Here is a 13,613-nt window from a genome sequence, read left to right as displayed (position 1 = left end):
ATATTTTCGTACATTTTATACTCCTATAGTTTGGAGTTTATATATATAAACTGACAAGCCGATTTAAATAACAAAATAGGTCTGACCAGCTCATTTGATAGAGTCTGATCAGGCCTATAATTTATTTGGAATAATCTACATTAATAGTTCCTGAATTGGATTCTAGGGAGAGCGTATGTTCAACATTCCCCTTTTTATATGTTAAACGTTGTTTTCCATTATCAATCGTAGGATCTTTCTGGAAAGGGGTATGAATCGATCCGGATGTAGTTTGTAAATCTAGCAGAATGTTATTCATTTCCTTTTTAAAGACAATGTTGATATCACCGGTCTCAGTTTTAATATTGGTATCCTTAGTTAGTTGATTATCACTAGTCAATGTTGTATTTCCAGAAAGGGTTTCGATTTCAATCTGTTCTCCCTGAATAGAGGACAGGCGAATGCTTCCTGAATCAGACTTACTGTACAGTTTAGCAGCATGGACTTCCTTCCCTTTTATTTTTCCTGATGTAGAAATCAGGGAGATGGCATCGTGATTATTGTCAGGTATTGCTATAGTCAATGTGCTGGTTTTAAAATTGATCGGTTTTGTATCAGCAAGGCTGAAATGAATGCCTTCTTGCTTTACATCAGTGATTAATTCATCTTCGCTCTTAACCGTAATTTGATCGGTTTTTGATGGGACTACTGAAATGTTTTGTCCATCAGTTTCAACAAAAATGTTCTTTTGATCAGGGAACTCTTGGGTCTCTTCTTTGCTACAACCTGTCAAAAGAAGAGTGAGAATAAGTAGACTACTATAAATGAATTTCATTTCATTACCTTCTTCCTTTAAATAACTTTAATCGGGAACTGTATTTTAAAAACCATGGAACACCTAATGTGGCCAAAACCAAAAGGCAAGTCATGATAGCAAAGAGAAATGATGTCTTAAAAGATATAAAGTTTAAATTGGCAACATCGTTGAAAGGTCCGAGATACCACCACAACAAGTAAAGAACGTCGAATAATTTCCTTGAATGCGTAAGTGTACCGAGCATAAGGCCAAGGGCAGGGAGAAAGCCGGCAGATATTACCCAAGAGATCCAATCGCTATCTTGATTAAGATACAGTCTCAATATAATGCCTGAGAAAAAAATGAATGTTAAAAAAGAACAGGAAATCCAGGTGGATAATAGTTTTTGAATAGGCGAACGTGAAGAAAGGATTAGCGTATGAACGCCGATTTCCCGTTCCCTGTTCCCTAAGCATGCCCATAAACCAATGGGTACTAATAGAACGAATGAGTATGCGTTTTTAAACGTATCTGGCTGGAGAAATAATGTTGAGGTGAAAATTACAAATAGAAGGAACCACCTCCATTTAGACACCCCTTTTAACAGTAACCGAGCATCGGCCATAAGTATGTTTATAAAAGAGAACCTGGCATGGTGAATGGGTGTTAATGACTCAAGGCCAATGTCACGCTTGAAAACCGGCGTTTTCTCTTTTGTACGTTTTTTTGACGGGCTGCTGTTTTGAGAAGAATGTCTAAAACGATGAAAAAGTAAGCCTGCAAGGAAGGTTAGTCCAATGGCTATCACAATCCAAAGTCCTCTTAGCAGAACATAACGGGCATTCCAATTAACCCCACCCCATTCAAAAGTCGAACTTGGTTGAGTGAGAGGATAATATCCGAAACTGCCACCTTCTGCATGATTCCCAATGTTTTGAAAAGCTGTCTGAGCTCCATTCACCATGCTTTCACGGATGATGTCGATGCCGAAGACATCTAAGAAACTAGAAGGCAAAGCGATGGTTACCACGCTCAAAAATAACCATAATCCAAAAAATAAAATATTCCCCAATGACCCTTTCAAGCCGGGGCATACATCGAACAAAACGCTCAAGGAAGCAAGGACTAAGTATGAAGGAACACATACAAGTAAGAAAGGGAGTAAATAGTGTAATAGGTGGATAGAATGTTCTTCTCCCCTGACAACCTGCATCACAATAAATCCACCTGTTAAAATACTCTGAATGAGAAGCAATACCAAATAGTTGGAGATGACTTTCATAAACATGTACTTTTGGTCGCTTATGGGGCTTGTCGCTATCAGTGAGGATACTCCAAGAGTGTAATCTTCCGTAACCTGGCTTCGAAGCTTATAGAAACCGAATAACCAAACCAGAAGCGTAGAGAGCATCGCAAGCATACCTCCAAGCCAAGCGGAATTATAGATCCCCCTGACGCCCCCTATATAAAAGACTTCGTATCCTGCGTTGTTTGCTGGTACGCATATGAAACATACCAGCAAACAAATGAGTGTGATAAAAGCAAATGACGTGGTTCTAATTTGTTTTACGAAGAGTGTTTTAATAATAGAGGATGTATTCATTTCCGATAGCCTCCAGTATAAAGAAGATAAGCATCTTCTAGGTTAGCCGATACCAAGTTCGCTTCAGGAAATGGCCTTTGATCAGAGAGTATTCGCAAATGGAGTCCGTTGCTGCGTTGGACTGAACTGCTTATTTTATAATTCCTATGGTAATCTTGATAACTATCCGAAGGAATTACGCCACTCCAAACTTTCCCTTCCAATGACTGTATGATGAATTGGGGGCTCTTAAAAGCTTCTAGAGAACCATTGGCAAGAATGGCGATGTTGTCTGATATCGACTCAACATCAGAAACAATATGAGTTGATAAAATTACGATCCTATCTTCTGAAAGTGATTGGATGATATCTCTAAATTTCATACGTTCATGGGGATCAAGCCCCACCGTCGGTTCATCTACAATAAGAATGGAAGGATCATTCAATAGTGCTTGGGCAATTCCAACACGTTGCTTCATTCCACCAGAGAATCCACCGATTGGTCGTTTGCGATCTTGATGGAGGTTAAGTTGTTCGAGTAGTCCCTCTATCCGCTTTTTTGAAGAACGATGGTCTAACCCTTTTAAAGCAGCTATGTATTGTAAAAATTCAATAGGAGTAAGATTGGGATACACTCCAAAATCCTGGGGGAGATAACCTAGTACTTTTCTGTATTTGTTGATTTGCTCTTCCAGAGAGGCTCCGTTCCATGTCACAGTACCTCCGCTAGGTTGTTCAATACCTGCTAATATCTTCATGAAGGTCGATTTTCCAGCACCATTAGGACCAAGAAGTCCAGTGATTCCAGGTGTTAGGTTTATGGATAGATCGTTAATAGCTGTTTTATTAGTATAGAGTTTTGATAGATTCTGAATGGATAGTTGCATATCATTTTCACCTCTGAATTTAATTCTTCTTCCTAAATAAATGTAAGCCACTAAAGTAAATAGAAAGTAAACCAGAAGGAAAAAGAAAGTAATTTTGGTCAGTACACATGAAGATAATGGTATTATTTACATATAACATGAATGTGCAGGAGGATAGGTATGAATAAAGAAAAAATACTGATTGTCGACGACGAAGTCGGGCTGATCAAGCTATTGGAAGTAACACTAACAAAGGAAAGATTCTCACATATAACCTCCTGTGTGAACGGAAAGGACACCCTTTTAAAAGTTCAAGCTGAAGAATTTGATCTGATCTTTTTAGATGTGATGTTACCGGATATGGATGGTTTTGAAGTATGTAGAGAAATACGCAAGTACTCGGAAGCTCCCATTATTTTTATAAGTTCCTGCTCAAGTGATTTTGATAAATTAACTGGTCTCGGAGCCGGTGGGGATGACTACATTACGAAACCATTCAACCCATTGGAAGTTGTTGCACGAGTCAAAGCGATATTCAGGAGGAAAAAGATGTATGAAGCACGTTCCATACCGAAGAGCAGTCAAACAAGCCTCACTTACGGGAACATATTACTTACCCCTTCAGAAGCAAGGCTGGTGGTTGAAGAGAGGGAAGTAGAGTGTACTGCAAAAGAAATGGATCTGCTCACGTTTTTTCTTCAGCACCCGAATCAAGTGTTTTCGAGCGGGGAATTGTATGAGCGCGTTTGGGGTGAAGATGTATTTGGTGAGGAAAAGACTGTCACCATCTATATATCCAGGATCCGAAAGAAGATTGGTGACAACACTAGGAATCCATTCCTTATTGTTAATCTGAGGGGAATTGGGTACAAGTTCGTGCCTCCTATACCTTCTCCATGATTAGAACGAAGGTGATGTTCGTCTTATATTTCATAATAGGGTTAATTACATGGTTGATAAGCATGGGACTGACATCCATGCTAACGATGGAAGTACTCCTTCCTTCTACGGGAGTGACAGAGCAGAGCCCCTTTTATGATGTCCTTGTATTGCTTACCTTCCTCATTAATGTAGTGGGGTGGAGCATTCTATTCTCTTGGTATTTTGGGAGCCCATTATCTGTCATGGCTAACGGAGTGATGAACTTGCACAAAGGTGATGGGTCAGAGGTGATCAAAAAGGCTTATTCCCGTAGCGGTAGGTTAAAAACCAGGTTCCGATTATATAAGGAAGTAATTGTGTCTATTAAACAATTGTCTGAGGATCTTGAAAAGCTTGCTAAGGAAAGGATTAAGCTTGAAAAAGAAAAAAAGGAATGGATGGCGGGAATTTCACATGATTTAAAAACCCCTCTTACCTATATGAAGGGATACTCGGCCCTTCTTCTAAATGAAGGGTATGAGTGGTCAAATGAAGAAACCAGAAGTTTCCTTGAAGAGATAGAGAAAAAGTCGAATCACATGGAAGGGCTGATTAATGATTTAAGTATAACGTTCCAAGTCGAAGAGACCTTACCAACAAATAAAGAACTAGTGGAAATGAATGGGTTTATGAATGGGATTCTTTCTCCTTTAAACGCTGATCCTCGTTTTCAGACACCGCCTTTCAGCATAGATGACTCATCCAGCGAAATATGGGTCCGTATGGATAAAAGATGGATTGAGAGGGCCGTGCATAACCTACTGATGAATGCAATTAACCACAATCCTCCAGATACTTTTGTTCATGTTCAATTAAGAACAGAACCCAACATCTGTATACTACTTATAACGGATAATGGGGTGGGAATGGACGAAGAGACCGTTAAGAACCTCTTTAGAAGGTACTACAGGGGAACAAATACGGAGATATACTCGGGCACTGGATTAGGGATGGCAATCGCTCGAGATTTAATTGTGGCAAATGGAGGAACTGTCAGTGTCGAAAGTCAAATCAATATTGGAACGACTATAAAAGTACAATTACCGTGTAGTTCCGAACCCCATCCAGTTGAGGATTCTTAAAAGGTCTACAAGTAAATATACGTGACGGTCGACTCTACGATATAGTTATTTGTAGGAAAGCGACAAAACAGGCTGCCAATCATACGGTAGCCTGTTTTAGGTTGCGCCTATTCAGCTCTTTGTACAATAGAGCCTTGCTAACACCCGTTTCGGTGGCGATCTCGGAAATCGTCATTAAAGCGTCGATCATAAGAGGATACTAGGGTTATTATTTCTTTTGCTTCGAATAAAACTCGGCTGCTTTTTTGCGGTTTCCGCAAAGCTCCATGCTACACCAACGTCTCTTTCCTGCTTTAGATGTATCGACGAAATAGAGTTTACATTCTTCATGATTACACTTTCGAATACGCTCGAGAGAAGTGTTTTCGAAAGTATTCATCATGGACTCCATAATATTGTACATTACGTGATCTTCAACTGTTTTCCCCTCGAATGTCATCTTCAATTTATCATTTTTTGAATTAATGGTTGGGTTGATTTGCAGATTTTCGACAACTTTTTTAATTCTATTGGTTGTTTCGAGCGAAAGCTCTCCTCTTTGGGTGATCTCAGACAATATGATGTTACAAAGAGTACGGATTGATTGAAGTTCAACAATTAATGAATCTAATGATTCTTTTTGTTCTAAATGTAATTCATCAGACTCTCGCAATAGATTATTTTCCTTCAGCCATTGAAGTGCACTTGATGCATTAGCTAAGATATCAATCTTTTGTTTATTAGAGATGTAAGTTGTATTGACAAGGTTTATCCATAAGGCTCCACCCAAAGTGAATATTGATTTATCCATGATTTCATCACCTCATTGTAATTATAACCGTTAAAATAGTTTTGACAAGTTATATAATGTAATGTAACTTTGTTTATAACTTCTAAAAGTATTTTTAGTGGTTATAAAATCGTTTGTAATGGCTTTTCCATTGGGAGCTCTACATTCGATTGCCCCTTTTAGAAGTGAAAATATAAACTTATGAGGTGGTAGTATGTTAGTAACTCACAAAAGTATTAGTATCAAGGGCGTAAATATCTTCTATCGAGAAGCTGGTCAACCGGAAAATCCAACAATTTTATTGCTTCATGGTTTTCCTTCCTCTTCTCATATGTATCGGAACTTAATACCGGAACTAATGGAGGAGTTTCATGTGGTGGCGCCAGATTATCCGGGTTTTGGGAATAGCGATCAGCCAGAAATAAATGAATTCGAATACACATTTAGTAACTTTGCCTCCCTCATCAATGAGTTTGTCGAGCAATTAAACGTAGAGAAATTTAGTATTTATGTACATGATTATGGTGCCCCAGTAGGGTTTAGGCTGGCATGCCAACACCCTGAGCGAATTCAGGCTATTGTAACCCAAAACGGAAATGCTTATGAAGAAGGGTTAATGTCAGCCTGGGATCCTGTACGCACATACTGGGAAAATCCTACTGAGGAAAACAAAAATAAAATAAGATTCCTTTTATCTTCAGACTTTACAAAATATCAATATACAAACGGTACTCGTAATCCCGAACATATTAGTCCGGACGCTTGGAATATGGATCAGTTTGTTCTGAATCGTCCAGGAAATGACGAGATACAGCTTGCTTTGCAATACGACTATAGAAACAACGTAAAGCAGTATTCAAACTGGCAGGAATTCTTCAGAACATACCAGCCACCTACACTCGCTATATGGGGTAAAAATGACATGTTTTTCGGACCAGAAGGTGCTCTGGCATTCCAGAGGGATCTTGATGATTGCGAAGTGCATTTATTGAATACAGGCCATTTCCCATTAGAAGAAGAGTTGAAAACGAGTGCCACTTTAATTAAACAGTTCCTGCAAGCTCGTCTTTAATAACAAAAGAGTGGGAACAATTCATTTCATACTTAGCTAAAGTTATTAAAATATAAAAGTAAAAGGAGCCTTGCAAATGGATTTGATTTGCAAGGCTCCTATTATTTGTGAAGAGTCTTATGAATTCTTTTGATTAAATATAGAAGGGAAACGACAAAACAAGCTGCCGATTACTATGCTTGGAGGCCATTTGAGGCTGCGTATTGACCCTGGCAGGAGTACTGCTTTCATGTGTGAAAGAACAGTCCGTGAATCAAGACTTTGAAAATGGTAGACTTTAACTATCCCAACTTAAAGGAGAGATCATCATGAATATCCAACGAGCCACGACGAAGCAGCTAGAAGAAGTAGCCATCCTGTTTAATGAGTACCGCATGTTCTACAATAAGCCATCGGATCTTGCAGGTGCACGAACGTATCTGAAAGATCGCCTGTCTGGGAATGATTCTGTCATTTTCCTAGGCTTTGAAGGGGAAAAGGCAATAGGCTTCACCCAGCTCTACCCGACCTTTTCGTCCATCGGCATGAAAAGGGCATGGATTCTGAATGATTTATTTGTTGCGAAGGATGCAAGGAGGAAGGGGGTTGGGGATGCTTTGCTTCAGGCAGCGAGAGCGCATGCTGTGGAAACGGGGGCATCCTCACTCAGCCTCAGCACCGCACCCGATAACCTAGAAGCCCAGCGGTTATATGAACGGAATGGGTACAGGCAAGATGAAACATTTCTTCATTATGAGTTGAGTCTATAAACGGTAAAGGAGGGGTCATCATGTTGAAACATTTAACCGTCATCGTCACCGGTGCCGCCTCAGGAATCGGGAAAGAGGTCGTAAAATCCTGTCTCCAAGAAGGTGCGAGCGTAATCGGATGTGACATTAATGGAGAAGGGCTCAAAGCATTGATCCAAGAGCTGGGGACAGAAAAACTACATACGTATCAAATTGATGTAAGCAGCCATGAGGAGGTTTCAGACTTTTTCTCATGGGTGAGCGAAAAACACCCGACGATAAATGGGTTGGTCAATAATGCTGGGATCTATCTTGCAAAGAATCTGTTGGATTATACTTCTGAGGAGGTCGATCGGGTGATGAACATCAACGTGAATGGGGCTCTCTTCTTCACGAAGTTCTTCGCCAAGAATATCCTTGAACAAAATCAAACCGGTGTCATTGTGAATCTATCATCTGTATCCGGGATGGAAGGAAGCTCTGACGCAGTGTACGGAGCATCAAAGGCGGCCCTCCTTGGGTTGACGAAAAGCAGTGCCATGAATTTCTCCCCTTCGATCCGGGTGAATGCAGTGGCTCCCACCATGGTATTCACCCCTATGATGGACTCCATTCCTGATTGGAGGAAGGAAGAATACGTCAATCATCAGTTGATCAAGACGCCAGTGACGCCGGAGGACGTGGCGGATACAGTGGTATTTTTGCTTTCAGACAAATCAAAGCACTATACGGGGGCGACATTTGATTTGAATAATGGTGGATATCTGAGATGACCATCATCAATCATCCATCAGGTATTGCGGTTTTTCTCTCCCCACTCACATAACTGTTCCAATAATGGCAATAGGGATTCACCTTTGGGTGTAAGACTGTACTCTACTTTAGGCGGGATTTGAGGATATTCCTTTCGTTTGACCATCCCGTCTGCTTCCAACTCTTTCAGTTGTGAACTCAATGTTTTAAAGGTGATCGCTCCGATCCTTCTTTTCATGTCATTAAAGCGAACGGGTTGATTTTCCGCAAGGAGATACAGAATCAGCATCTTCCATTTACCTCCAATGACGGATAACGTATACCCGAAGGATGTCTCTTGAATCGTTCCCTTTTCGTTAAATTCAGCCATACTCATGTTGACACTATCCTTTCTGATAGTACCTATCTTTATTGTGCGTACTGTTTTTCTCTTTGTTTCCATTTTATACTGACCTTACATTGAGATAAAGGAGAGGATTTCATGGTACATGTTAAAACCTACAACCACAATTTATGGGATCACGGCATTACCCAAGGATACAGCGTCAACGGAACGATTTATGTTTCTGGTCAATTTTCACACGATCAGGATGGAGCGTTTGTGGGCAAGGGGGATATTGAAGCTCAGACCCTTCAAACATTTGAGAACCTCGATCGGGTATTGAAGGAATTCGATGTCACGAAGGCCAATCTTGCGTATGTGGAAGTCTTTCTGACTCATCCGGAAGAGCACTCCGACTCGGTCATCCGACTGTTCAAGGAATACCTGGGGCAGCACAGACCGGCCGGCAGCCTCATCGGTGTGACTCATCTGGCGTTCCCGGAGCAATGGATTGAAGTCAAAGCTGTCGCACACGCTAACTAAACTCTATTTTCAACAAAGGGTTCTTATGTCAGATTAAATCTACGCACCATCCCCCTTTCGGAAGAACTACACAGAAGAATAATAGGCACCTAAACCATTGGTAGCAGGTCTGATTATGGATAGCCATCCCATCACACGTGTCTGTAGTATAGAAAGAAAGAGGTGATGGTATTGAATAAGAAAATCCTTATGGTCACGATGTTTATTTTACTGGTCCTGATGACGCTATCTGCCTGCATGAAGCCGGAGAAATCAGCGGAATCTTCACCTGAAAAGAAGAAGAGCACAGTTTCCGATGAGACTTTTGCCAATATCGAGGATAAATATGACGCTCGCGTAGGTATCTATGCCATCGATACGGGGTCGGACCGGACCATCGACTATCGATCGGAGGAGCGTTTTGCCTTCACTTCCACCTACAAGGCACTGGCGGCTGCACTTGTGTTGAAACAGAATTCCATGGATGAACTAGAGGAGGTCATCACGTACACCGAGGATGACCTGGTTTCGTACTCTCCCATAACGGAAAAACATGTTGAGACCGGCATGACCCTGGCGGAACTAAGCGAGGCGGCGGTCCGGACCAGTGACAACACGGCCGGCAACTTACTTTTTGAGGAACTGGGAGGCCCTGAACAATTCCAGCAATCTCTAAGGGAGATCGGCGATGACGTGACACAATCCGATCGATACGAGACGGCTTTGAATGAATTCACCCCGGGAAATACCCGTGACACCAGCACTCCGGCGGCCCTTGCCACGAGTCTTCAAGGATTTGCAGTGGGCGGTTTGCTTCCGGACGATAAGCGTGAAATTCTGATAGATTGGATGAAAGGCAATGCGACGGGAGACACGCTGATCCGTGCCGGCGCACCTGATGGCTGGACGGTCGCTGATAAGAGCGGGGCCGGAAGATATGGGACAAGAAATGATATCGCCGTGGTCTGGGCGCCAGATCGGGAGCCGATCATTATGGCAATCATGACCCGCCACGATACAGAGGATGCAGACTATGACGATGCGCTGATTGCCGAGGTAGCCGAAGTCACCCTGGAGGCTTTGAAGTAACATCAAAAATACCATGTTAATAAACGAAGAAAGAGGTCATTAGATGAAATCCGTACTATTAATCGGCCAATCGAATATGGCAGGAAGAGGATTCATAGAGGACGTGCCTCCGATCTACAATGAGCATATCAACATGCTGCGAAATGGTAGGTGGCAGATGATGGCTGAGCCCTTGAATGTAGATCGCCACGTAGCTGGTGTGGGCCCGGCAGCGTCATTCGCTCAAGCTTGGACAGAGGAGCACCCGGGTGAGTCCATCGGTTTGATCCCCTGCGCCGAGGGAGGAAGTTCGATAGATGAGTGGTCGTCTGATGGGATCCTGACCAGACATGCCATTTCCGAAGCGAGATTTGCCATGGAAACGAGTGAACTTGTCGGTATCCTATGGCATCAGGGAGAAAGCGACAGCTACGGGGGGCGCTATGAAACGTATAAGGAGAAAGTCTGCACGTTATTCAATCACTTGAGAGAGGAATTGAATGCTCCGGATATCCCCATTATCATGGGAGAATTGGGAGAGTACCTTGGGGAATCGGGATTCGGAAAGAGTGCGGTGGAGTATAAGCAAGTGAACGAGGTGCTAGCTGACGTTGCCCATTCCGAAGAACATACGTATCTAGTAACCTCAAAGGGAATGACGGCTAATCCCGACGGCATTCATATGGATGCCATCTCCCAAAGGCAATTCGGATTGAGGTACTATGAAGCATTCTTGAACCGAACGAATGTGGTAGACAAAGTGGATCAAGAAGACGGATGGATTGAACGAACAACGAATCGTGCAAGGACGAAAAATGAGGAAATCTTTGTTCTTAGCACGAAATTTGCCAATGGAGAAATTCATTTTGAGGAGTTTTCCATCAAGATGGACAACATTCTTGAACGAAAATAAGATGCACACGTCAAATCGATCTCTATAGAGCAAGATCTGGCAATAGAATATGCCCTGACTTGAGAGAGGTCGTATTAAAATCAGAACCAATTCAGGAATGAGGCCCAACCCCGTTGTATGGAGTTGGGTTTTTATTTTGTTACGGGATTTCCTTGCATATTTATGGAATAAATATATACAATTTCACTTATATATCTTATTATATGAATATATAATCATATAATAAGATTAGGAGGATAAAGATGTACGAGACAATCATCATCGGTGGTGGGCAAGCGGGCATGGCCATGGGTCATTACTTAAAGAAATCGGGTGGATCCTTTCTGATTCTGGATCAAGCAAGCTCTGTGGGGGAGAGCTGGAAAAAGAGATATAATTCGCTGAAGCTCTTTACCCCACGGTCGATGTCTTCCCTGCCAGGTCTTCCTCTTAGTGGGGAGGAGGATGTTTACCCAGGGAAGGATGAGGTGGCCTCTTATCTGGAGGAGTATGCGAAGAGGTTCGATCTTCCCCTGAAGCTGAAAACGACGGTGGTGAAGCTGGAGAAGGAGACCGGAGTGTTCAAGATGTCGACTGATCAGGGAATCCTGCTCGCGAAGCAGGTAGTGGTGGCGACAGGACCATTTCAGACCCCTGCACTCCCGGCGGAAGCAAGGTCTGGAACCATCCATCAGCTGCATTCCTCCAGCTACAGGCAAGCTGATCAACTCGTTCCCGGGTCGGTGCTCGTGGTGGGAGGCGGCAATTCAGGTGCGCAAATCGCCGTGGAACTGGCCGAAACGCGAACCGTCTATCTGTCTGTCGGATCAAAGATGAAGTTCCTGCCTCAGCGATTAGCGGGGAAGAGCATCTTCTGGTGGTTCAAGCGTCTGGGCGTGTTGAGCGTCACGTCATCTTCCGGTCCAGGGCGGTATCTCCGGAAACAACCTGATCCAATCTTCGGAAAGGAACTGAAGGAATTGATCAGGAAAGGGAGAGTCGTCGTCAAGCCTCGATTCAAGAGTATGGAGGAAGAACGGGTGACTTTTGTGGATGGCACCACGATGGATATTTCAAATATTGTTTGGGCGACAGGATTCAGACAGAATTTTGACTGGATATCCGTTGCTGGTGTACTGGACCCAGAAGGAAAGCCTCTCCACCACAGAGGCGTTTCGCCCGAGAAGGGCCTCTACTTCATCGGACTGCCTTGGCAGCATAGGAGGGGATCCGCCTTGCTGCAGGGTGTGGGGGAGGATGCGAGGTATCTTTATGAGAAGATATGTGGGGGAAGCTGATCTTTGAGTGAAAAGGACATTTGGTATTTTTTCACCTATCATACGCAGAAATTATTTTAAAAAGAAGCATCTTTCATACTCAGATGAAAGATGCTTCTTTTTGTTGTCATGAATAGGTTCATAGATCCTAACTCCCTGAGAGGAGGGCTACCAATGCTACAATCGCGTGACTTTCATCTTCTCCTTCAGTCATCACCGTGACATGATTCCCAAAACGAACATCCAGGTCCAGGACTTCCATCAGGTCTTTTCCATTGGCGCAGCACCCTTCCTTGTACAGGGTAACGTGTGAAGAGAAGGACCGTGCTCTTTGAACGAAATAGGAGGTATTGGTGGCGGAAAGTCCTCTTATCAAACAGATATTTACTTTCTGCACGCGCAATTATTTCACCTTCTTTTCCTTCTTTAAATGGTTTTGATGATGCGACCGGGATTCCCGGCAACCAAGACATGGTCGGGAACATCCTTTGTCACAACGGTACCAGAGGCAATGACACTATTATTCCCAATCGTCACACCTGGGTTGATAATCGCTCCACCGCCGATCCACACGTTATCCCCGATGGTTACGGGTTTTCCGTATTCTAAGCCAGAAACCCTCTCTTTATAATTTAAGGGGTGGGTGGCGGTATAGATATGAACACCAGGTGCCAAGAAGCAATTGTGACCGATCTTAATTTCACAGACATCTAACATAATACAGTTGAAGTTTGCAAAGAAGTTTTCACCTACATGAATATTAGAACCGTAGTCACATTGAAATTCTTTCTCAACATGAAACTGTTCACCAGTGGAGCCGAACAGTTCTTTTAACAAGTCCACTCTTCTGGGGTCAGCTGTAGGAGGCTGACTGATATCATCTAATAATCTCCTGGCATCTTGGCGTTCCTGTACCAAAACGGTATCACCGGGATCATATAAATGCCCGGCAAGCATTTTTTCTTTTTCAGTCTTCATGCTCAT

Annotated in this window: 16 protein-coding genes; 9 read left to right on the top strand and 7 right to left on the bottom strand. The window is 42.7% G+C overall.

Translation table 11 applies throughout. The features are described from left to right. Positions 1 to 121 precede the first annotated feature (121 nt). From AF331_RS13070 to AF331_RS13060, 3 genes are read right to left on the bottom strand one after another with little or no spacing between them, the layout of a single operon-like run. Positions 122 to 814 carry a DUF4097 family beta strand repeat-containing protein gene (locus AF331_RS13070; protein WP_053428539.1) on the bottom strand — a complete coding sequence of 231 codons (693 nt, stop codon included), beginning with the start codon at positions 812 to 814 and terminating at the stop codon, positions 122 to 124. Between the two features lie 4 nt (positions 815 to 818). Continuing rightward, on the bottom strand, positions 819 to 2,378 hold the full coding sequence (locus AF331_RS13065; RefSeq protein WP_053428538.1) for a hypothetical protein: 1,560 nt from the start codon (positions 2,376 to 2,378) through the stop codon (positions 819 to 821). Further along, entirely contained in the window at positions 2,375 to 3,244 is an 870-nt protein-coding gene (locus tag AF331_RS13060; protein ID WP_053428537.1) for an ABC transporter ATP-binding protein, read from the bottom strand. Before AF331_RS13060 ends, AF331_RS13065 begins: the two co-directional genes overlap by 4 nt. Positions 3,245 to 3,403: 159 nt before the next feature. On the opposite strand from AF331_RS13060, the gene AF331_RS13055 reads away from it, so the two are divergent. Then, entirely contained in the window at positions 3,404 to 4,123 is a 720-nt protein-coding gene (locus tag AF331_RS13055) for a response regulator transcription factor (protein WP_053428536.1), read from the top strand. Then, positions 4,120 to 5,226, top strand: a complete 1,107-nt coding sequence (locus tag AF331_RS13050) for a sensor histidine kinase (RefSeq protein WP_053428535.1) — start codon at positions 4,120 to 4,122, stop codon at positions 5,224 to 5,226. Before AF331_RS13055 ends, AF331_RS13050 begins: the two co-directional genes overlap by 4 nt. A 208-nt stretch (positions 5,227 to 5,434) precedes the next feature. Here AF331_RS13050 and AF331_RS13045 read toward each other — a convergent pair whose 3' ends face one another. Beyond that, a complete protein-coding gene (locus AF331_RS13045; RefSeq protein WP_048013828.1) occupies positions 5,435 to 6,016 on the bottom strand; it encodes a CGNR zinc finger domain-containing protein in 582 nt (193 codons plus the stop codon). A 193-nt stretch (positions 6,017 to 6,209) separates the two neighbouring features. Between AF331_RS13045 and AF331_RS13040 the strand changes: the two genes are divergently transcribed. The 3 genes from AF331_RS13040 (at position 6,210) to AF331_RS13030 (ending at position 8,568) form a co-directional block, all read left to right on the top strand. After that, complete coding sequence (locus AF331_RS13040; RefSeq protein ID WP_053428534.1) at positions 6,210 to 7,067, top strand: alpha/beta fold hydrolase; 858 nt, start codon at positions 6,210 to 6,212, stop codon at positions 7,065 to 7,067. A gap of 308 nt (positions 7,068 to 7,375) precedes the next feature. Beyond that, positions 7,376 to 7,816: a GNAT family N-acetyltransferase gene (locus AF331_RS13035; RefSeq protein ID WP_053428533.1), complete on the top strand. Its 441-nt coding sequence runs from the start codon at positions 7,376 to 7,378 to the stop codon at positions 7,814 to 7,816. Between the two features lie 20 nt (positions 7,817 to 7,836). After that, complete coding sequence (locus tag AF331_RS13030; RefSeq protein ID WP_053428532.1) at positions 7,837 to 8,568, top strand: SDR family NAD(P)-dependent oxidoreductase; 732 nt, start codon at positions 7,837 to 7,839, stop codon at positions 8,566 to 8,568. Between the two features lie 17 nt (positions 8,569 to 8,585). Here the strand turns inward: AF331_RS13030 and AF331_RS13025 are convergent, their stop codons facing one another. After that, positions 8,586 to 8,924, bottom strand: coding sequence for a winged helix-turn-helix transcriptional regulator (locus tag AF331_RS13025; protein ID WP_053428531.1), 339 nt, complete (start codon positions 8,922 to 8,924; stop codon positions 8,586 to 8,588). A 105-nt stretch (positions 8,925 to 9,029) separates the two neighbouring features. On the opposite strand from AF331_RS13025, the gene AF331_RS13020 reads away from it, so the two are divergent. The 4 genes from AF331_RS13020 to AF331_RS13005 all read left to right on the top strand — a co-directional run bounded on the left by AF331_RS13020 (position 9,030) and on the right by AF331_RS13005 (position 12,650). Continuing rightward, the gene (locus tag AF331_RS13020) at positions 9,030 to 9,413 is read left to right on the top strand and encodes a RidA family protein (protein WP_053428530.1); all 384 of its coding nucleotides are present in this window, start codon (positions 9,030 to 9,032) and stop codon (positions 9,411 to 9,413) included. 165 nt (positions 9,414 to 9,578) lie between these two features. Further along, complete coding sequence (bla, locus tag AF331_RS13015) at positions 9,579 to 10,481, top strand: class A beta-lactamase (RefSeq protein ID WP_053428529.1); 903 nt, start codon at positions 9,579 to 9,581, stop codon at positions 10,479 to 10,481. A gap of 43 nt (positions 10,482 to 10,524) precedes the next feature. Then, positions 10,525 to 11,373, top strand: coding sequence for a sialate O-acetylesterase (locus AF331_RS13010; RefSeq protein ID WP_053428528.1), 849 nt, complete (start codon positions 10,525 to 10,527; stop codon positions 11,371 to 11,373). A gap of 242 nt (positions 11,374 to 11,615) precedes the next feature. Beyond that, the gene (locus tag AF331_RS13005) at positions 11,616 to 12,650 is read left to right on the top strand and encodes a flavin-containing monooxygenase (RefSeq protein WP_053428527.1); all 1,035 of its coding nucleotides are present in this window, start codon (positions 11,616 to 11,618) and stop codon (positions 12,648 to 12,650) included. Positions 12,651 to 12,777: 127 nt separating this feature from the next. On the opposite strand, the gene AF331_RS13000 is transcribed toward AF331_RS13005, so the two are convergent. Both AF331_RS13000 and AF331_RS12995 read right to left on the bottom strand, forming a co-directional pair. Next, positions 12,778 to 13,026 (bottom strand): HPr family phosphocarrier protein, encoded by a 249-nt coding sequence (locus AF331_RS13000; RefSeq protein WP_160316540.1) that lies wholly within the window; start codon positions 13,024 to 13,026, stop codon positions 12,778 to 12,780. A 29-nt stretch (positions 13,027 to 13,055) separates the two neighbouring features. Then, on the bottom strand, positions 13,056 to 13,607 hold the full coding sequence (locus AF331_RS12995; RefSeq protein WP_053428525.1) for a sugar O-acetyltransferase: 552 nt from the start codon (positions 13,605 to 13,607) through the stop codon (positions 13,056 to 13,058). Between the last annotated feature and the right edge of the window lie 6 nt (positions 13,608 to 13,613).

This window comes from Rossellomorea marisflavi (assembly GCF_001274775.1).
GTDB classification, from domain to species: domain Bacteria; phylum Bacillota; class Bacilli; order Bacillales; family Bacillaceae_B; genus Rossellomorea; species Rossellomorea marisflavi.
Note: the sequence above shows the minus strand (reverse complement) of the source record. Positions and strands in the feature narration are given on the sequence as shown.

Bases quoted from the DNA above. Each gene is read 5' to 3' on its own strand.
- AF331_RS13070 (WP_053428539.1), bottom strand. From the start codon at position 814: ATGAAATTCATTTATAGTAGTCTACTTATTCTCACTCTTCTTTTGACA.
- AF331_RS13065 (WP_053428538.1), bottom strand. From the start codon at position 2,378: ATGAATACATCCTCTATTATTAAAACACTCTTCGTAAAACAAATTAGA.
- AF331_RS13060 (WP_053428537.1), bottom strand. From the start codon at position 3,244: ATGCAACTATCCATTCAGAATCTATCAAAACTCTATACTAATAAAACA.
- AF331_RS13055 (WP_053428536.1), top strand. From the start codon at position 3,404: ATGAATAAAGAAAAAATACTGATTGTCGACGACGAAGTCGGGCTGATC.
- AF331_RS13050 (WP_053428535.1), top strand. From the start codon at position 4,120: ATGATTAGAACGAAGGTGATGTTCGTCTTATATTTCATAATAGGGTTA.
- AF331_RS13045 (WP_048013828.1), bottom strand. From the start codon at position 6,016: ATGGATAAATCAATATTCACTTTGGGTGGAGCCTTATGGATAAACCTT.
- AF331_RS13040 (WP_053428534.1), top strand. From the start codon at position 6,210: ATGTTAGTAACTCACAAAAGTATTAGTATCAAGGGCGTAAATATCTTC.
- AF331_RS13035 (WP_053428533.1), top strand. From the start codon at position 7,376: ATGAATATCCAACGAGCCACGACGAAGCAGCTAGAAGAAGTAGCCATC.
- AF331_RS13030 (WP_053428532.1), top strand. From the start codon at position 7,837: ATGTTGAAACATTTAACCGTCATCGTCACCGGTGCCGCCTCAGGAATC.
- AF331_RS13025 (WP_053428531.1), bottom strand. From the start codon at position 8,924: ATGAGTATGGCTGAATTTAACGAAAAGGGAACGATTCAAGAGACATCC.
- AF331_RS13020 (WP_053428530.1), top strand. From the start codon at position 9,030: ATGGTACATGTTAAAACCTACAACCACAATTTATGGGATCACGGCATT.
- bla (WP_053428529.1), top strand. From the start codon at position 9,579: ATGGTATTGAATAAGAAAATCCTTATGGTCACGATGTTTATTTTACTG.
- AF331_RS13010 (WP_053428528.1), top strand. From the start codon at position 10,525: ATGAAATCCGTACTATTAATCGGCCAATCGAATATGGCAGGAAGAGGA.
- AF331_RS13005 (WP_053428527.1), top strand. From the start codon at position 11,616: ATGTACGAGACAATCATCATCGGTGGTGGGCAAGCGGGCATGGCCATG.
- AF331_RS12995 (WP_053428525.1), bottom strand. From the start codon at position 13,607: ATGAAGACTGAAAAAGAAAAAATGCTTGCCGGGCATTTATATGATCCC.